General features: G+C 59.4%; 16 protein-coding genes. 13 read left to right on the top strand and 3 right to left on the bottom strand.

Annotation, left to right across the window (positions count from 1 at the left end; genetic code table 11):
- Positions 1–8: 8 nt before the first annotated feature.
- Together ACIPIN_RS02695 and ACIPIN_RS02690 are read left to right on the top strand one after the other, a co-directional pair.
- Positions 9–2,264, top strand: a complete 2,256-nt coding sequence (locus ACIPIN_RS02695; protein ID WP_401114919.1) for an Orn/Lys/Arg decarboxylase N-terminal domain-containing protein — start codon at positions 9–11, stop codon at positions 2,262–2,264.
- A 14-nt stretch (positions 2,265–2,278) separates the two neighbouring features.
- The gene (locus ACIPIN_RS02690; RefSeq protein ID WP_401114916.1) at positions 2,279–2,893 is read left to right on the top strand and encodes a GNAT family N-acetyltransferase; all 615 of its coding nucleotides are present in this window, start codon (positions 2,279–2,281) and stop codon (positions 2,891–2,893) included.
- Here the strand turns inward: ACIPIN_RS02690 and ACIPIN_RS02685 are convergent.
- Entirely contained in the window at positions 2,859–3,752 is an 894-nt protein-coding gene (locus ACIPIN_RS02685; RefSeq protein WP_401114913.1) for a LysR substrate-binding domain-containing protein, read from the bottom strand. The two genes, ACIPIN_RS02690 and ACIPIN_RS02685, sit on opposite strands and share 35 nt — an antisense overlap.
- A gap of 87 nt (positions 3,753–3,839) precedes the next feature.
- Positions 3,840–4,076, bottom strand: coding sequence for a hypothetical protein (locus ACIPIN_RS02680; protein ID WP_401114910.1), 237 nt, complete (start codon positions 4,074–4,076; stop codon positions 3,840–3,842).
- Between the two features lie 184 nt (positions 4,077–4,260).
- Between ACIPIN_RS02680 and ACIPIN_RS02675 the strand changes: the two genes are divergently transcribed.
- From ACIPIN_RS02675 to ACIPIN_RS02660, 4 genes are all read left to right on the top strand, one after another.
- Positions 4,261–4,818: an NADPH-dependent FMN reductase gene (locus tag ACIPIN_RS02675; protein ID WP_401114907.1), complete on the top strand. Its 558-nt coding sequence runs from the start codon at positions 4,261–4,263 to the stop codon at positions 4,816–4,818.
- Between the two features lie 99 nt (positions 4,819–4,917).
- Positions 4,918–6,021, top strand: coding sequence for a DUF2855 family protein (locus ACIPIN_RS02670; RefSeq protein ID WP_401114904.1), 1,104 nt, complete (start codon positions 4,918–4,920; stop codon positions 6,019–6,021).
- A gap of 96 nt (positions 6,022–6,117) precedes the next feature.
- A complete protein-coding gene (locus ACIPIN_RS02665) occupies positions 6,118–6,465 on the top strand; it encodes a metalloregulator ArsR/SmtB family transcription factor (RefSeq protein WP_401114901.1) in 348 nt (115 codons plus the stop codon).
- A gap of 43 nt (positions 6,466–6,508) precedes the next feature.
- Positions 6,509–7,792: an arsenic transporter gene (locus ACIPIN_RS02660; protein WP_401114898.1), complete on the top strand. Its 1,284-nt coding sequence runs from the start codon at positions 6,509–6,511 to the stop codon at positions 7,790–7,792.
- A 104-nt stretch (positions 7,793–7,896) separates the two neighbouring features.
- Here ACIPIN_RS02660 and ACIPIN_RS02655 read toward each other — a convergent pair whose 3' ends face one another.
- Entirely contained in the window at positions 7,897–8,847 is a 951-nt protein-coding gene (locus ACIPIN_RS02655; RefSeq protein WP_401114895.1) for a DUF1853 family protein, read from the bottom strand.
- A 264-nt stretch (positions 8,848–9,111) separates the two neighbouring features.
- On the opposite strand from ACIPIN_RS02655, the gene ACIPIN_RS02650 reads away from it, so the two are divergent.
- The 7 genes from ACIPIN_RS02650 (at position 9,112) to ACIPIN_RS02620 (ending at position 17,380) form a co-directional block, all read left to right on the top strand.
- Positions 9,112–10,002 (top strand): NAD(+) kinase, encoded by an 891-nt coding sequence (locus tag ACIPIN_RS02650; protein ID WP_019690613.1) that lies wholly within the window; start codon positions 9,112–9,114, stop codon positions 10,000–10,002.
- On the top strand, positions 9,999–10,973 hold the full coding sequence (locus tag ACIPIN_RS02645) for a metallophosphoesterase (RefSeq protein ID WP_401114892.1): 975 nt from the start codon (positions 9,999–10,001) through the stop codon (positions 10,971–10,973). The genes ACIPIN_RS02650 and ACIPIN_RS02645 overlap by 4 nt, the downstream gene beginning before the upstream one ends.
- Positions 10,970–11,845: a rhomboid family intramembrane serine protease gene (locus ACIPIN_RS02640; RefSeq protein ID WP_401114889.1), complete on the top strand. Its 876-nt coding sequence runs from the start codon at positions 10,970–10,972 to the stop codon at positions 11,843–11,845. Before ACIPIN_RS02645 ends, ACIPIN_RS02640 begins: the two co-directional genes overlap by 4 nt.
- A 44-nt stretch (positions 11,846–11,889) precedes the next feature.
- Entirely contained in the window at positions 11,890–12,150 is a 261-nt protein-coding gene (locus ACIPIN_RS02635) for a YeaC family protein (protein WP_019690610.1), read from the top strand.
- On the top strand, positions 12,147–12,977 hold the full coding sequence (locus tag ACIPIN_RS02630) for a DUF2797 domain-containing protein (RefSeq protein ID WP_401115253.1): 831 nt from the start codon (positions 12,147–12,149) through the stop codon (positions 12,975–12,977). Before ACIPIN_RS02635 ends, ACIPIN_RS02630 begins: the two co-directional genes overlap by 4 nt.
- A 12-nt stretch (positions 12,978–12,989) precedes the next feature.
- A complete protein-coding gene (gene pepN, locus ACIPIN_RS02625; RefSeq protein WP_401114886.1) occupies positions 12,990–15,647 on the top strand; it encodes an aminopeptidase N in 2,658 nt (885 codons plus the stop codon).
- 680 nt (positions 15,648–16,327) lie between these two features.
- A complete protein-coding gene (locus ACIPIN_RS02620; RefSeq protein ID WP_401114883.1) occupies positions 16,328–17,380 on the top strand; it encodes a WD40/YVTN/BNR-like repeat-containing protein in 1,053 nt (350 codons plus the stop codon).
- Positions 17,381–17,386 lie beyond the last annotated feature (6 nt).

Raw genomic sequence — 17,386 nt, 5'->3', positions numbered from 1 at the left:
GAGCCCCCATGTATAAAGACTTGAAGTTCCCGGTCCTTATTGTTCACCGCGACATCAAGGCCGACACGGTCGCCGGTGATCGTGTGCGTGGCATCGCCCGGGAGTTGGAACAGGAAGGCTTCAGTGTCCTTTCTGCGGTGGATTACGCCGAAGGGCGACTGGTGGCTTCGACTCACCACGGCCTGGCGTGCATGTTGATCGCCGCCGAAGGCGCCGGGGAAAACACCCATCTTTTACAGAACATGGCCGAGCTGATTCGCGTGGCCCGTGCCCGTGCACCGAATTTGCCGATCTTCGCCCTGGGTGAGCAAGTGACCCTGGAAAACGCCCCGGCCGATGCCATGAGCGAACTGAACCAGTTACGCGGCATTCTTTATCTGTTCGAAGACACCGTGCCGTTTCTGGCGCGCCAGGTCGCCCGGGCGGCGCGTAGCTACCTCAATGGCTTGCTGCCACCGTTTTTCAAGGCATTGGTACAGCACACAGCCGATTCCAACTATTCCTGGCACACCCCAGGGCACGGTGGTGGCGTGGCCTATCACAAAAGCCCGGTAGGGCAGGCGTTTCACCAGTTTTTTGGGGAAAACACCCTGCGCTCGGATTTGTCGGTCTCAGTGCCGGAACTCGGTTCGCTGCTGGACCACACCGGACCGCTGGCGGAAGCCGAGGCGCGTGCGGCGAGTAATTTCGGCGCTGATCACACGTTTTTCGTGATCAATGGCACCTCGACCGCCAACAAGATCGTCTGGCAAGCCATGGTCGCGCGTGACGATCTGGTGCTGGTGGATCGCAACTGCCACAAGTCGGTGTTGCACTCGATCATCATGACCGGGGCGATCCCCTTGTACCTGTGTCCGGAGCGTAATGAGCTGGGGATCATCGGGCCGATTCCGCTGAGCGAATTCAGCCGCGAATCGATCAAGGCCAAGATCGACGCGAGCCCGCTGACCAAGGGCCGGGAGCCAAAGGTCAAGCTGGCGGTGGTGACCAACTCGACGTACGACGGCCTCTGCTACAACGCCGAGCTGATCAAGCAAACGTTGGGCAACAGCGTCGAAGTCTTGCACTTCGACGAAGCCTGGTACGCGTATGCGGCGTTTCACGAGTTCTTCGCTGGGCGTTATGGCATGGGCACCTCGCGCACTGAAGACAGCCCGCTGGTGTTCACCACCCATTCCACCCACAAACTGCTCGCGGCTTTCAGTCAGGCGTCGATGATTCACGTGCAGGATGGCGGCGCTCGGCAACTGGACCGTGACCGCTTCAATGAAGCGTTCATGATGCACATTTCCACGTCGCCGCAGTACAGCATCATCGCGTCGCTGGATGTGGCGTCGGCGATGATGGAAGGCCCGGCCGGACGATCGTTGTTGCAGGAGATGTTCGATGAAGCCCTGAGCTTTCGCCGAGCGCTGGCCAACCTGCGCCAACACATTGCCGCCGATGACTGGTGGTTCTCCATCTGGCAGCCACCGCTGGTGGAGGGGATCGATCGGGTGACGACCTCGGACTGGCTGTTGCAGCCCGAAGCCGACTGGCATGGCTTTGGCGACATCGCGGAAGATTACGTGCTGCTGGACCCGATCAAAGTGACGCTGGTGATGCCGGGGCTGACGGCCGGTGGCGCACTGAGCGAGCGGGGGATTCCGGCGGCGGTGGTCAGCAAGTTCCTCTGGGAGCGTGGGCTGGTGGTGGAGAAGACGGGTCTGTATTCATTCCTGGTGCTGTTTTCCATGGGTATCACCAAGGGCAAATGGAGCACCTTGCTCACCGAGCTGCTTGAATTCAAACGCAGCTACGACGCCAACATCAGTCTGGCGGCCTGTCTACCGTGTGTCGCGCAACGAGACGTGGCGCGTTATCAGGGCATGGGGCTGCGCGACCTGTGTGATCAATTGCACGCCTGCTACCGCAGCAACGCCACGGCCAAGCACCTCAAACGCATGTACACCGTGCTTCCGGAGATCGCCATGAAACCGGCCGACGCCTATGATCAATTGGTCCGGGGCGAGGTCGAGGCGGTGTCCATCGACCAGTTGCAGGGGCGTATTGCTGCGGTGATGCTGGTGCCGTACCCGCCGGGGATTCCGCTGATCATGCCCGGCGAACGCTTCACCGGGTCGACTCACTCGATCATCGATTACCTGGCATTCGCCCGTACGTTCGACAGCAGCTTCCCGGGTTTCGTCGCCGATGTGCACGGCCTGCAGCACGAAGACGAGGGCAATGGGCGGTGTTATACCGTCGATTGCATCAAGCTTTGAGGACCTTTCCGAGTATGCAACCGGTCATCAATCCCAAGCATCCGGGTCTGGCGGTGCGTGTCGCCGATCAAGGGTTTGCTGCGTATATCTGGGGCAGTGACTTCAGTTTTGAGGTCCGGGCTTACGCTGTCGCAGAGATCAATAAACCGGTGGATCAGTGGGCGCTGGAAACCATTACGCCCTACCGCAAATGCTACGGCATCGACCCGCAAGAGTTCGCCAGTTACCGGGACGCGGCCGACAGTGCGATTTTCATGGCGTACCTCGACGACCATCCGGTAGGGCACATCGTGGTCAGTACCAACTGGAACGGTTTTGCCCATATCGATGAGCTGGCGGTGCACGCTCCGGCGCGTCGCCACGGGGTGGCCAAGGCGCTGCTGTATGTCGCGCAGTTCTGGAGTCGCAAGAAAAAACTGCCGGGCATCATGCTGGAAACCCAGAACAACAACCTGGGAGCCTGCCGGCTGTATGAGCGTTGCGGTTATGTGATCGGTGGCATCGATCATCTGCGCTATCGCGGTATTGACCCGCAAACTGCTGAAGTGGCGTTGTTCTGGTATCGGTTGTTCGACAACCCGTTGGAACATCCGCTTACCCCGCCAGCATCGCCTCGGCTTGTTCCTTGATGATCTCCAGTAAGGCCTGAATCGCGGGAGAGGGGGCGACGTTGTTCAGGGTCAAGGCATAAAGACTGATCGGAACCGCCGGTGACAGCGGGCAAACGTCCAGTCCACCGGCCTTGGCGCCAATCGCGGTAAACGGATCGACGATCGCCAGGCCTTCGCCGGCCTCGACCATGCTGCGCATCATCTGATGGGTCTGGACCCGGGTTTGCACCACCGGTGCCGGGCGCAAGGCGTGCAGCTTGCTCTCGAACATCACGCTGAGCGGGTCATGCCCTTCCAGCCCGACCATCGATTGGCCGGCCAGGTCCTGCACGGAAATGTATTTTTGCCTGGGTTGCAGCCAGCCGTGAGGCGCCAGGAGCTGGAGTTTGCCTTGGGCAATGATCTGGCACTGAATGTCGGGGTGGTCGGGGTCGTGCAGGCTCAAGCCGAGATCGCTTTCACGCAGCAGCAGGCTTTTGACGATTTCACGTGTGGGCTGGCTGAGCAGCGAGCAGGGCGCATCCGGGAAGCGTCGACGCAGGGTGGCGATACCGTGTGGCAACAACTGTTGCGCCAAGGGCGGTGTGCAAATGATCCGCAACGGGGGCGCCAGGTACTGTTTGAGACTGTTGGCCAGCCGCTGTATCGGTTCAAGCGCTTCATAGACGTGAGCGATCTCGACCTGCAGCTCCCGCGCCTCGCGGGTGGCCTGTAAACGCCCGCGTACGCTGGCAAACAGCATGAAGCCGAGTTGATCCTCGGCTTCGCGCAAAATCCCCTCGACCCCGGCCACCGGCAATTGCAGCATCTCGGCAGCGGTGCCCAGATGACCGGTTTGCAGGAGCGCCTGGATCACTTCGATATGACGTAAACGCATGCGTGAAGTCCATGTTCAGCAGGTGAGGGGTCAGTAACTGAATCCTAACCCAAGTCCGTGCCTATGACTTCAGCTCATCACGGTGGCTTATGAGACGACGTTTGATACAGGCTCGCGGGTGATTGTTACGCCCGATTGCACCAATACAAATTCGTTGTCATCGAGTTTGTTCACGCGATCGCCAATAGCCAGCTTATAGGTGGTGACAGGCGCAGGGCCGGCGATTCCGTCCTGCGGCGGGTTGGATTCCTGGAACTCATGCACTGAATAAACACGGCCTTCCGCGTCTCTTGCATGGAATTGTCCGACGAGTACTGCTGCCATCTGCTTAGAACCTCTGGAGATAAGTCACTCAATTTGCGGTTCTGTAGACCGTCGATAAGCTTGGTAAGTTTTCCTACAGGAAAAAAATAGTATTTAACCACCATTCCGCGACACGGAGCACGTGAAGTACGGCCGAATCATCTATAACTACAGGCTCCTTTAGCCAGATAGTCGGGAGTTTCCAATGAGCAAGGTCTATACGATTGCTGTCCTGGTTGGCAGCTTGAGAAAACAGTCGATCAACCGCAAAGTTGCGCTGGCGCTGGCTGAACTGGCTCCGGCGAACCTCAGGCTGAACATCGTCGAGATTGGCGATCTGCCGCTCTATAACGAAGACATCGACGTAACCCCGCCGGCAGCCTACAGCACTTTCCGAGATCAGGTGAGCTCATCCGACGCGGTGCTGTTTGTGACACCGGAATATAACCGCTCGGTGCCTGCTCCTTTGAAGAATGCGATTGACGTCGGTTCCCGCCCTTATGGCAAGAGTGCCTGGGGCGGTAAACCGGGGGCGGTGATCAGTGCTTCACCCGGCGCGATCGGCGGTTTCGGCGCCAACCACCATTTGCGCCAATCCATGGTGTTTCTCAACGTGCCCTGCATGCAGCAGCCAGAAGCCTACCTGAGCAACGCCGGTTCGGCGTTCGACGACTCGGGCAAGGTGTCCGAATCGGTTCGGCCGCTTTTGCAGAACTTCATCAATGCCTACGCTGATTGGGTCGAGCAACATAAAAAAGCTTGATCGGTCGGGGGCCAGCGCTTGCGCTCAGGAAGCGCTGGCCAGTCGACTGTTGATCGAATCATTCGATTTTGGACAGCCACGTGACAAGGAATCTGAACAATGCAAGGCCCGAGCATAGTCACACGGCTGATCACCCGTAAAAACGCCATCGACCAGAGTCGAGTCGAGCGTGAACAGCGCAGCCTGATTCCGGCGGATGGCGAAGTGATCCTGAAGATTGATCGCTGCGCCCTGACCACCAATAACATCACTTACGCAGCCTATGGCGACTCGATGCATTACTGGGAGTTCTTTCCGACAGGGCAATCGGAATGGGGCCAGATACCGGCTTGGGGTTTTGCCGATGTGGTGGCCTCTGAAGTCGATGACATTACAGTAGGGGAACGCTTTTACGGGTACTTTCCACTGGCCAGTCATCTCTGGATGCGTCCGGAGCGGGTGACCAAACGCGGTTTTTATGACGCCGCGCAGCACCGGCAAACACTGATATCGGTTTACAACCAATACACCCGTTGCAGCTGGGATCGGTACTACAGCCCGAAGAATGAAAACCTGCAAATCCTGTTAGCCCCGCTGTTTTTGACATCGTTGATGTTGGCGGACTTCCTACAGGACAATCAGTTCTTTGGTGCGACTCGTCTGGTGTTCTCCAGTGCTTCGAGCAAAACCGCTTTTGGCACGGCTGTTTGCCTGGAGGGCCAGACGGATCTGGAACGAGTGGCACTGACATCGACCGGGAACCAGGCGTTTGTCGAGCATCTCGGGTGTTACGAGCGCACGCTCGGGTATGCCGAGTTGGCGTCGTTGCCCACTGACCGTCAGACCTTGTACGTGGATTTTTCCGGTGATCTGGATTTACGCGACCAAGTGCATCAGCATTTCGCCGAGCGATTGGTTTACAGCTGCTTTGTAGGTTCTACCCAAAGCACTGATGAGGCGCAATTGAGCGCTAAAACAGGGCCGCAGCCGGCGTTTTTCTTTGCCCCGATCCAGATTCGCAAACGCAACGCCGAATGGGGCGCGCAGCGGCTCAGCCAGTATATCGGCGAGGCGGTGCAGCAGTTTTATCGACAGGTGACGGCACCGGCCAATCCATTACTGAGGGTGGTTGAGAGTGATGGGCTTGAAGCTGCACAAACGGTGATTTCGCGGCTATTTCATGGGCAGATCGCACCAATCGAAGGGCATGTGATCCGTTTGTGAGGCTCTGCGGGTTGTTTGTGATGCCGTTTATTCGCTTTACCATATATTCGTAATTCCATATATTTGCGCTTCGTTTGTTCAGGCGCTCTCACTTCCATGCCCGATTCCCGCAATCCCGTCGATGTGTTCAAGGCGCTAGCCGATGACACCCGCAGTCGTATCGCTTTACTGATCGCCCGAGAGGGTGAGTTGTGCGTGTGCGAGCTGACTGCTGCGCTGGACCTGAGCCAGCCGAAAATCTCCCGGCACCTGGCGCAATTGCGCAGCCATGGAGTGCTGGGGGACCGTCGTCAGGGGCAATGGGTTTTCTATCGCCTGCACCCGCAATTATCTCCGTGGGTCGTGACGCTGTTGCAAGGCGCGCTGGCTGCCAACGGTGCCTGGCTTGCCGCTGACATCGCGCGTCTGCAGGCGATGGATGACCGTCCGGTCCGCTGCTGCTGACTCTCCCTTCATCTTTTTTACCCCTTGTTCAAGGCTGTTTCGCATGCTCATCGCGTCGTTGATTTTCCTCCAGACCATTACCCTGGTGATCTGGCAACCCAAAGGCCTCGGCGTAGGCTGGAGTGCGGTACTGGGGGCGGTGCTGGCGCTACTCACTGGCGTAGTGCACGTTAGCGATATCCCGCTGGTGTGGGAGATCATCTGGAACGCCACCGGGACGTTTGTCGCGCTGATCATCATCAGCCTGTTGCTGGACGAGGCGGGTTTCTTTGCCTGGGCGGCGTTGCATGTGGCTCGTTGGGGGCAGGGTAACGGGCGCAAGCTATTCGCTTATATGGTGCTGCTCGGGGCGCTGGTATCGGCCTTGTTCGCCAACGATGGCGCGGCGTTGATCCTCACGCCTATTGTGATTTCGATGCTGCTGGCCCTGCGTTTTTCTCCGGTAGCGACGCTTGCGTTCGTGATGGGGGCGGGGTTTATCGCTGATACCGCGAGCCTGCCGCTGGTGGTGTCGAACCTGGTGAACATCGTCTCCGCGGACTTCTTTCACATCGGTTTCAACCGCTATGCGGCGGTCATGGTGCCGGTCAACCTGGTGGCCGTCGCGGCGACGCTGGCGGTGTTGTTGTGGTTCTTCCGGCGGGACATTCCGGCTGATTACGATCCGCAACAACTCGAAGACCCGAAGACTGCGATTCACGACAAGGCAACCTTCTTTGCCGGTTGGTGTGTGCTGGTGATTTTGCTGCTCGGCTGTTTTGCCCTGGAGCCGTTGGGGATTCCCATCAGCGCGATTTCGGCGGTGTGCGCGGCATTGCTGCTGGCCATCGCCGCCCGTGGGCACAAGATATCAACGCGTAAGGTGATGAAAGAAGCACCGTGGCACATCGTGATTTTCTCCCTGGGCATGTACCTGGTGGTCTACGGCATGCGTAACGCCGGGCTGACCGCGCATCTGGCCAGTTGGCTGGACGTGTTCGGGGATTACGGCGTGTGGGGCGCCGCCATGGGCACCGGGCTGCTGACCGCGCTGTTGTCGTCGATCATGAACAACCTGCCGACAGTGCTGATCGGTGCGTTGTCGATCGATGCCAGCCAGGCCACCGGGGTCGTGAAAGAAGCCATGATCTACGCCAACGTGATCGGCAGCGATCTGGGGCCGAAAATCACCCCGATCGGTAGTCTGGCGACGTTGCTTTGGTTGCATGTGCTGGAGCGCAAGAATATTCAGATTGGCTGGGGGTATTACTTCAAGGTCGGGATCGTGCTGACGCTGCCGGTATTGCTGGTGACCCTCGCGGCGTTGGCGTTGCGCCTGTCCATCTAGACCGTGTCGACCTCATCGCGAGCAGGCTCGCTCCCACAGGGGTACGCGTTCCAAATGTGGGAGCGAGCCTGCTCGCGATGAGGCCGGTTCAGACGCTACAAGGCTCAACTCTGCCCCGGCACGTTCGGCCACAAATCAGCCACCAGAAACAACCGCTCGGCTTCTTCCCAGTCTCCGTCGCCGTTTTCGGTCAGGCGTACCAGCAACTGCGCAGGCGCTTGAGCGTCGAGCGCTGTCAGCCAGGTCTCGAGTTGCGTGCGGTCCCAGGTGTGCTCGGCAAGGTAGTGGGCAGGTGCGAGCCAGGCGTGGCGTGGCAGCGGTTGCCAACGGCCGGGTGAGCTCTGGGCGATGAAGCGCACCCAGTCTCGCTGATGCAACCAACAACCCTTGAGGTGGTGCGGGTGGGCACCGTCCGGTGACTGAGCTTCGCCTGGCCATGGATACAGCAGATAACCGCCCAGCCACAGGTGTGCGCTGAACTGCAGGATATCCAGCGCGGCCAGCGCTTCGCGGCTTTCGGGGCGAGCGGAGATTGGTAGTTGATGGTGGGCCAGATGCGCCAGTTTGCGGTCCAGTCGGTCGTGACATCCCGGGCCAAGCCACTGGGCGGTGTCGTGGCCGTCGCCGTTCTGTGGTCCCAGATACAGCTTGATCGCCAGTTCCAGATGATGCACACCGTCGCGGTCACGCAGCAGCATGTCCAGCTCGCCGAGGGTATGACCTTCGCGGCGAATCGGCAGGTTGGCGGCAATCAGCTCGATTCCCGGCGCGTGCTGCACGGCAAACTGCCAGAGCCGTTCGTAATACAAGCCCAGCCGACGAGTCGCGCCGAGCGCCAGCCAGCGCTGCAATTCACGGCTGTCCTGATCCAGCTGACGCAGCCAGTGTTCCAGTTGCTCGGGGGCTTGTACCCAGTCGCTGCCGGCGAGTGGATGGCGTTGTGGCCAGGGTGTTTCGCTGAGCATCGGTGGCGCGAGGATGACCCAGGCCAGGTCGCGCACTTCGGGATGGCGCAACTGGCGGGGCAGGGTGAGCAAGCCAGGAAATAGGGTCATCTTGCGAGCATAGCGCTTTGGTTAGCGGCTGAAAGGATTTTGTCTACGGCCCGCTTTCGCCCATAATCGTGTTTTTCGCCGTCACTGATCTTAGGGTCTGTTGACGTTTGGTGGCGAGCCGCGTTGCTGGGCCAACGTGTGCGAGGCAAGGCGCGGGATGCCGCCAATGTTTGTTCCCTTGGCAAATCCCGCAACGCAGCCTCGCGCGCGTTGGCACGCAACGTGGCCGCCACCAAGCGTCAACAGACCCTGACTAGGAGCCCCATGGAGCAATTTCGCAATATCGGCATCATCGGTCGCCTGGGCAGTTCGCAGGTGCTGGATACCGTTCGCCGACTGAAAAGATTCCTGCTTGACCGGCACTTGCATGTGATTCTCGAAGACACCATTGCTGAAGTCCTGCCCGGCCATGGCCTGCAAACCTCATCGCGCAAGATGCTCGGTGAAGTCTGTGACATGGTGATTGTCGTTGGCGGTGACGGCAGCCTGCTGGGCGCCGCTCGGGCATTGGCACGGCACAACATTCCGGTGCTGGGGATCAACCGCGGCAACCTGGGCTTTCTGACCGACATCCGCCCGGATGAGCTGGAAGTCAAAGTCGCCGAGGTGCTCGATGGGCACTATCTGGTCGAAAACCGCTTCCTGTTGCAGGCCGAAGTTCGTCGTCACGCCGAGGCCATCGGCCAGGGCGATGCGCTGAACGACGTGGTGCTGCACCCTGGCAAGTCGACGCGGATGATCGAGTTCGAGCTGTACATCGACGGTCAGTTCGTCTGCAGCCAAAAGGCCGACGGGCTGATTGTCGCCACGCCCACGGGTTCGACGGCCTATGCGCTTTCTGCAGGTGGCCCGATCATGCATCCCAAGCTCGATGCCATTGTGATTGTGCCGATGTACCCCCATACCTTGTCAGGAAGGCCGATTGTGGTCGATGGCAACAGCGAGCTGAAAATCGTCGTGTCGAAGGATATGCAGATTTACCCGCAAGTCTCCTGTGACGGGCAGAACCACTTTACCTGCGCCCCCGGTGACACCATCACCGTGAGCAAGAAGGCGCAGAAACTGCGGTTGATTCATCCGCTGGACCACAACTACTACGAAGTCTGCCGGACCAAGCTTGGCTGGGGCAGCCGGTTGGGTGGTGGAGGCGATTGATGCTCGATCCCGCGCGTAGCTACGACCTGATCGGTGACGTGCACGGTTGCGCTCATACCCTTGAGCATCTGCTGGACCGACTCGGGTATCACAAACAAGCTGGCATCTGGCGCCATCCGTCACGCATGGCCGTGTTTCTCGGTGATGTCATCGACCGCGGCCCGCGAATTCGCGAAGCGCTGCACATCGTTCACGACATGGTCGAGGCCGGTCAGGCCCTGTGCATCATGGGCAATCATGAATTCAACGCTCTTGGCTGGAGCACGCCGGCACCGCCTGGCAGCGGCAAACAGTACGTGCGTGATCACACGCCACGGCATGCACGCCTGATCGACGAAACCCTGACTCAATTTGCCAATCACCCGGCGGACTGGCACGACTTTCTCGCGTGGTTCTACGAGATGCCGCTGTTCGTCGATGCCGGGCGCTTCCGGGTGGTCCACGCCTGCTGGGATGGAGGCCTGATTGACGTGCTGCGTGCGCAACATCCCGATGGTCGCATTGATGAGCATTTCCTTCAGGCGGCGGCGGTTTCCGGCAGTTTCGCCTGTATGGCGTTCGACCGTTTGCTGCGCGGCACCGACATGCGCCTGCCGCATGGTTTGACCATGACCAGCGGCGACGGTCTGACGCGCTCCTTCTTCCGCACCAAATTCTGGGAAGACAACCCGCAAACCTACGGCGACATTGTCTTCCAGCCCGACGCCTTGCCCGAGCCTGTGGCCCGGACGCCGCTGTCGCCGGTAGAAAAAGACACCCTGCTGCGCTACGGCATCGACGAGCCGTTGTTATTCGTCGGGCACTACTGGCGCAGCGGCAAACCGGCGCCGATCCGTCCGAACCTGGCCTGCCTGGATTACAGCGCCGTGTTGTACGGAAAATTGGTTGCCTATCGGCTGGACCAGGAAACCCGCCTTGATCCACGCAAATTTGTCTGGGTCGATGTCGAACGGCCAGAGGAGCTGCAATGAGTGCTGTTGCTGTATTACGTCTGCCACTGGCGGTGGATCTGAGTGGTTTCGTCAAATTGCTGCAACGCATGCAGGTTCCACATCGGGTCAGCGAAGAAGCGGGTGAACAAGTGCTTTGGGTGCCTGACGCGATCAGCGAAGACGTGCGCTCGCTGTACGAACGCTTCCCGGCGGGCGATCCCGAGCATCAACTGGATATCCCCGGCACACAAGCGAATATCCAGCGTCCAGGGTTCGTCGAGCAATTGCGCAGCAGCCCGGTGACCGCGCTGATTTTGCTGCTGAGTATGATCGTCGGCGCGGTGACCTTGCTCGGCGAGAACCTCGATACGATGCACTGGCTGACGTTCCTCGAATTTCGCGTGGTGGGCGAGTACATCCACTTCACGCCGTTGGCCGACAGCCTGGCGGCGGGGCAGTGGTGGCGCCTGGTCACGCCGATGTTGATCCACTTCGGCGTTCTCCACCTGGCCATGAACGGCATGTGGTACTGGGAACTGGGGCGGCGCATCGAGTTGCGTCAGGGCAGTATCAATCTGCTGGGGCTGACATTGTTGTTCAGCCTCGTATCGAACTTCGCCCAATATTATTACGGCGGACCGACTTTGTTCGGCGGCCTGTCCGGGGTGCTTTACGGCCTGCTCGGGCATTGCTGGATCTACCAGTTGCTGTCGCCGAACCCGGCGTATCGTCTGCCTCGCGGGGTATTGGTGATGATGCTGGTGTGGCTGCTGCTGTGTATGTCGGGGCTGATCTCGATGATCGGCTTCGGCGAAATTGCCAATGCGGCGCACGTCGGCGGGTTACTCGTCGGGTGCCTCACCGGTTTGTTCGGTGGCTTGTACAGTCGCCGTAAACGCTCTGTCCAATAAATCGCCGTCTAAATTGCTATGTGAATAACGAGCACGGAGACCTGATGTCGTCTTTTAATGAAATGATCAAAAACATCACCCCCGAGATCTACCAGAGCCTGAAACTGGCGGTAGAGATCGGCAAGTGGTCCGACGGTGGCAAGCTCACTGCCGAACAGCGTGAACTGTCGTTGCAGGCGATGATTGCCTGGGAAGTGCAAAACCTGCCCGAAGAGCAGCGCACCGGCTATATGGGCCCGCAGGAATGCAGTTCGAAGTCGATCACGGTGCCGAACATCCTGTTCAAGTCGGATGCCATCCATTGATCGAAGTTGGCCGTGGTGCAATCAGCAAGATGTCGGCGCGTCTCGACGCGTCGACTGTGCAGTACGCTTTTCGCCTGGGCGATACCGAGGTGCCGGTCAATCCGATGATTGGCAGCACGGTTCGCCTGGAATATCTGGGGGCGATCTACTGCATCCATTGCGGACGCAAAACCAAAACCAGTTTCAGCCAGGGTTACTGCTACCCGTGCATGACCAAACTGGCGCAGTGCGACGTCTGCATCATGAGCCCGGAGCGTTGCCATTATGACGCCGGCACTTGCCGTGAGCCGGCCTGGGGCGAGCAGTTCTGCATGACCGACCACGTGGTGTATCTGGCCAACTCGTCGGGCGTTAAAGTCGGGATCACCCGCGCCACTCAGCTGCCGACCCGTTGGCTCGATCAGGGCGCGAGCCAGGCATTGCCGATCATGCGTGTGTCGACCCGTCAGCAATCCGGCTTCGTTGAAGACCTGTTCCGCAGTCAGGTGGCCGACAAGACCAACTGGCGCGCCTTGCTCAAGGGCGATGCGCCACCGGTTGACCTGAAACAGATTCGTGATCAACTGTTTGCAAGCTGTGCCGAGGGCGTGCAAGGACTGCAGGAGCGCTTCGGTTTGCAAGCGATTCAACCGGTGTTTGATGTCGAACCGATTGAAATCCGTTACCCGGTCGAGCAGTACCCGGCCAAGATTGTCAGTTTCAATCTGGACAAGAACCCGATTGCCGAAGGCACGCTGATGGGGATCAAGGGCCAGTACCTGATCTTCGATACCGGTGTCATCAATATTCGTAAATACACGGCCTACCAGCTCGCCGTGTATCAGTAAAAGGACTCCAGCATGCGCACCGAACAACCGAAGATGATCTACCTGAAGGACTATCAGGCGCCCGAGTACCTGATCGACGAGACGCACCTGACCTTCGAGTTGTTCGAGGACCACAGCCTGGTCCATGCGCAACTGGTGATGCGCCGCAATCCTGCCCGTGGCCCGGGCCTGCCGCCGCTTGTATTGGATGGCCAGCAACTCGAGCTGCTGTCGGTAGCCTTGGGTGACACTGAGCTGGGCGACGGCGATTATCAATTAACGGAAAACCACCTGACCCTGCACCCGACCAGCACCAGCTTCACGGTCGACACCAGCGTCAGGATTCACCCGGAAACCAACACCGCGCTGGAAGGCCTGTACAAATCCGGCGGCATGTTCTGCACCCAGTGCGAGGCCGAGGGTTTTCGCAAGATCACCTATTATCTCGACCGCCCGGACGTGATGAGCAAGTTCACCACCACGGTCAGCGCCGAGCAGCACAGCTATCCGGTGCTGCTGTCCAACGGCAACCCGATTGCCTCAGGTCCCGGTGAAGACGGTCGGCACTGGGCAACCTGGGAAGACCCGTTCATGAAACCGGCCTACCTGTTCGCGCTGGTGGCCGGTGACCTGTGGTGCGTCGAAGACACCTTCACCACCATGACCCAGCGCAGTGTGGCGCTGCGCATTTACGTCGAGCCGGAAAACATCGACAAGTGCCAGCACGCCATGAGCAGCCTGAAGAAGTCCATGCGCTGGGACGAAGAAGTCTATGGCCGTGAGTACGACCTGGACATCTTCATGATCGTTGCCGTCAACGACTTCAACATGGGCGCCATGGAGAACAAGGGTCTCAATATCTTCAACTCCAGCTGCGTGCTGGCCCGTGCCGAAACCGCGACCGATGCCGCACACCAGCGGGTCGAAGCGGTGGTTGCCCACGAATACTTCCACAACTGGTCGGGCAACCGCGTGACCTGCCGCGACTGGTTCCAGCTGTCGCTCAAGGAAGGCTTCACGGTGTTCCGTGACGCTGAATTCTCCGCCGACATGCACTCGCGCACCGTCAAGCGTATCGAGGATGTGGCGTACCTGCGCACTCACCAGTTCGCCGAAGACGCCGGCCCGATGGCCCATGCGGTGCGCCCGGATGCGTTTATCGAGATTTCCAACTTCTACACCTTGACCGTCTACGAGAAAGGTTCGGAAGTGGTGCGCATGATCCGTACCTTGCTCGGCGCCGAAGGTTTCCGCAAAGGCAGCGACCTGTATTTCGAGCGTCACGACGGCCAGGCGGTCACCTGCGACGATTTCATCAAGGCCATGGAAGATGCCAACGGCGTCGACCTGACTCAGTTCAAACGCTGGTACAGCCAGGCCGGTACGCCGCGTCTGGCGGTGAGCGAGTCTTACGATGCAGCGGCCAAAACCTACAGCCTGACCTTCCGTCAGAGCTGCCCGGAGACCCCGGACAAGGTTGAAAAACTGCCGTTCGTGATTCCGCTCGAACTGGGCCTGCTGAATAGCAAAGGCGCGGCAATCGCTCTGCGTCTGGCCGGTGAAGCCGCCGCTGGCGGGACCTCTCGTGTGTTGTCGGTGACCGAAGCCGAGCAGACCTTTACCTTCGTCGATATTGCTGAACAACCGTTGCCATCGTTGCTGCGCGGATTCTCGGCGCCAGTGAAACTGAGCTTCCCGTACAACCGCGATCAGTTGATGTTCCTGATGCAGCACGACAGCGACGGTTTCAACCGTTGGGAAGCCGGCCAGCAATTGTCGGTGCAGGTGTTGCAGGAACTGATCGCTCAGCATCAAGCGGGTCAAGCGTTGGTGCTGGATCAGCGACTGATCACAGCGTTGCGCACTGTGCTGGCAGACGAAACCCTGGATCAGGCGATGGTCGCCGAAATGCTCTCGCTGCCAAGCGAGGCTTACCTGACCGAAATCAGCGAAGTGGCTGACGTCGACGCGATCCACGCCGCGCGTGAATTCGCCCGCAAGCAACTAGCGGGCAACCTGTTCGACGCGCTATGGCTGCGTTATCAGGCCAATCGCGAGCTGTCGAAGAAAACCGCTTACGTTGCCGAAGCCGAGCACTTCGCCCGTCGTAGCCTGCAAAACATCGCGCTGTCCTACCTGATGCTCAGTGACAAGCCGCAAGTGCTGGCGTCGACCCTTGAGCAGTTCGATGCCTGCGACAACATGACGGAGCGTCTGACGTCGTTGGCGGTGCTGGTGAATTCACCATTTGAGGCCGAGAAAGCCAAGGCGCTGGCCAGTTTTGCCGAGCACTTCAAGGACAATCCGCTGGTCATGGACCAGTGGTTCAGCGTTCAGGCCGGCAGTGGTTTGCCGGGTGGCTTGCAGCGGGTTCGTCAGTTGATGGAGCACCCGGCGTTCAACATCAAGAACCCGAACAAGGTGCGGGCGTTGGTCGGTGCGTTTGCCGGGCAGAACCTGATCAACTTCCATGCGGCCGATGGTTCGGGTTATCGCTTCCTCGCGGATCTGGTGATCGAGTTGAACGGTTTCAACCCGCAGATCGCCTCTCGCCAACTGGCGCCGCTGACGCGCTGGCGTAAATACGACAGCGCCCGTCAGGCGTTGATGAAGGCTGAGCTGGAGCGCATTCGCGCCTCGGGTCAGCTGTCCAGCGATGTGTTTGAAGTGGTCAGCAAAAGCCTCGCGTAAACCTATCGCCGTCCCACAGGTGTTCACTCGGACCCTGTGGGAGCGGGCTTGCTCGCGAAGGCGGCCTGACAGCCGACCTGTCTCTTGTTGATGTACATATCCATTGCTGCGGTAACGGCTGCTTATGGTTTCGCCCTTACGGCGCCTCACTTTTCCAGACGCCGAAAAGTAAGCAAAAGGCTTCGCCCCAAGCGTACGGCGCCTCGCCAAGGCTCGGCGTTCCCTCGCTCCGGCATTCATCAGGGGGCATCGCCTACGGTCTGCTTCGCGACGACCTCCTCTCGATGTGTCCGGCTGCGCCGTACGGCGCTGCGCGCCAACCCCCTGATGAACACCTGCGCTCGGCCTCCCGAAGGGGCGGTTGGATCAAAATCAAGATCAAGATCAAAAGCCAAAGCCAAAGCTCCAACCTTTGTCTCGGAAATTTCAGCTGGTTTGCTGATTCACATCATCCCTCCGAATACCTGTCTATTCAGCCGCAACTGTTATCCCTCCAGTTAACAAAAGATAACGTGGCGTTGATTGTCAGACCTTTCGAAAGCTGGATAGGATAGGCCAGCTTCCGAAGGGGCTCTAGATTGCAGGTTTCAGCACAACGCGCTGAACCCGCCATCAGACGCACGCCCTGAAAGGCGCCCTGAAAGGTTGAACGACCTAACAATAATAATGGGGGAAGGTCTATGAGTGAGCCTGTCATGGGTGTGGGTTTTTGCCGCCCGCCGGCGTTACGCAGATTCGCGTTGCTGGCTACAGCGCTCTCGCTGTTGGGCTCTGCCGTGCTGTCGGCGCCCGTCCTGGCCGCAGATGCGCCAGTGTCTGATACGGTCTATTCGATTGAATCCGCCAAGTCCGCCAAGGGCTTGATGCTTGATGTCGCGCATGCAGGCAAGCGACTGGTGGCGGTCGGCGATCGTGGCCACATTCTGTATTCCGATGACCAGGGCCAGACCTGGACCCAGGCCAAAGTGCCGAGCCGGCAATTGCTGACCTCGGTCTATTTCGTCGATGACAAGCACGGCTGGGCCGTCGGTCATGACGCGCAAATCCTCGCCAGTGAAGACGGCGGCGTTACCTGGACCAAACAATTCGAAGACTTGAAGCGCGAAGCACCGCTGCTCTCTGTCTGGTTCAAGGACGTCAGCACAGGTTTTGCCGTGGGCGCTTACGGCTCGCTGCTGGAAACCACCGACGGCGGCAAGAACTGGGAAGACGCCAGCGACCGTCTCGATAACCCGGATCAGTACCACCTCAACGCCATCGCGGCGGTCAAGGAGTCCGGGCTGTTCATCGTCGGCGAGCAGGGCAGCATGTTCCGTTCCCCCGACTGGGGCCAGACCTGGGAACGTCTTAAGGGCCCGTACCAGGGTTCGTTGTTCGGGGTGATCGGCACAGCCAAGCCGGCCACATTGTTGGCCTACGGTCTTCGCGGCAACCTGTTCCGCTCCACTGACTTTGGCAGCACCTGGGAGCCGGTCGAGCTCAAGGCTGCCCGCGGCGCGCTGGAGTTCGGTCTGTCCGGTGCGACCTTGCTCGACGACGGCACTATCGTGATCGTCGGCAATGGCGGCAGCGTGGTGCGCAGCAGCGACGACAGCGTGACTTTCAGCGTATTCAACCGTCCCGACCGCATTTCCGTTTCGGCGGTCACCGCGGCAGGCAATGGCAACTTGATTCTGGTAGGACAGGGCGGCGTTCGCGCTACTTCGCCAATCGGCGCCGAGCTGGGCAAATAACAAGAG

Source organism: Pseudomonas sp. NPDC087697 (assembly GCF_044743155.1).
Lineage (GTDB): Bacteria > Pseudomonadota > Gammaproteobacteria > Pseudomonadales > Pseudomonadaceae > Aquipseudomonas.
The sequence above is the reverse complement of the archived record's forward strand: the minus strand, read 5'-3'. Positions and strand labels throughout refer to the sequence as shown.

Bases quoted from the DNA above. Each gene is read 5' to 3' on its own strand.
- ACIPIN_RS02695 (WP_401114919.1), top strand. From the start codon at position 9: ATGTATAAAGACTTGAAGTTCCCGGTCCTTATTGTTCACCGCGACATC.
- ACIPIN_RS02690 (WP_401114916.1), top strand. From the start codon at position 2,279: ATGCAACCGGTCATCAATCCCAAGCATCCGGGTCTGGCGGTGCGTGTC.
- ACIPIN_RS02685 (WP_401114913.1), bottom strand. From the start codon at position 3,752: ATGCGTTTACGTCATATCGAAGTGATCCAGGCGCTCCTGCAAACCGGT.
- ACIPIN_RS02680 (WP_401114910.1), bottom strand. From the start codon at position 4,076: ATGGCAGCAGTACTCGTCGGACAATTCCATGCAAGAGACGCGGAAGGC.
- ACIPIN_RS02675 (WP_401114907.1), top strand. From the start codon at position 4,261: ATGAGCAAGGTCTATACGATTGCTGTCCTGGTTGGCAGCTTGAGAAAA.
- ACIPIN_RS02670 (WP_401114904.1), top strand. From the start codon at position 4,918: ATGCAAGGCCCGAGCATAGTCACACGGCTGATCACCCGTAAAAACGCC.
- ACIPIN_RS02665 (WP_401114901.1), top strand. From the start codon at position 6,118: ATGCCCGATTCCCGCAATCCCGTCGATGTGTTCAAGGCGCTAGCCGAT.
- ACIPIN_RS02660 (WP_401114898.1), top strand. From the start codon at position 6,509: ATGCTCATCGCGTCGTTGATTTTCCTCCAGACCATTACCCTGGTGATC.
- ACIPIN_RS02655 (WP_401114895.1), bottom strand. From the start codon at position 8,847: ATGACCCTATTTCCTGGCTTGCTCACCCTGCCCCGCCAGTTGCGCCAT.
- ACIPIN_RS02650 (WP_019690613.1), top strand. From the start codon at position 9,112: ATGGAGCAATTTCGCAATATCGGCATCATCGGTCGCCTGGGCAGTTCG.
- ACIPIN_RS02640 (WP_401114889.1), top strand. From the start codon at position 10,970: ATGAGTGCTGTTGCTGTATTACGTCTGCCACTGGCGGTGGATCTGAGT.
- ACIPIN_RS02635 (WP_019690610.1), top strand. From the start codon at position 11,890: ATGTCGTCTTTTAATGAAATGATCAAAAACATCACCCCCGAGATCTAC.
- pepN (WP_401114886.1), top strand. From the start codon at position 12,990: ATGCGCACCGAACAACCGAAGATGATCTACCTGAAGGACTATCAGGCG.
- ACIPIN_RS02620 (WP_401114883.1), top strand. From the start codon at position 16,328: ATGAGTGAGCCTGTCATGGGTGTGGGTTTTTGCCGCCCGCCGGCGTTA.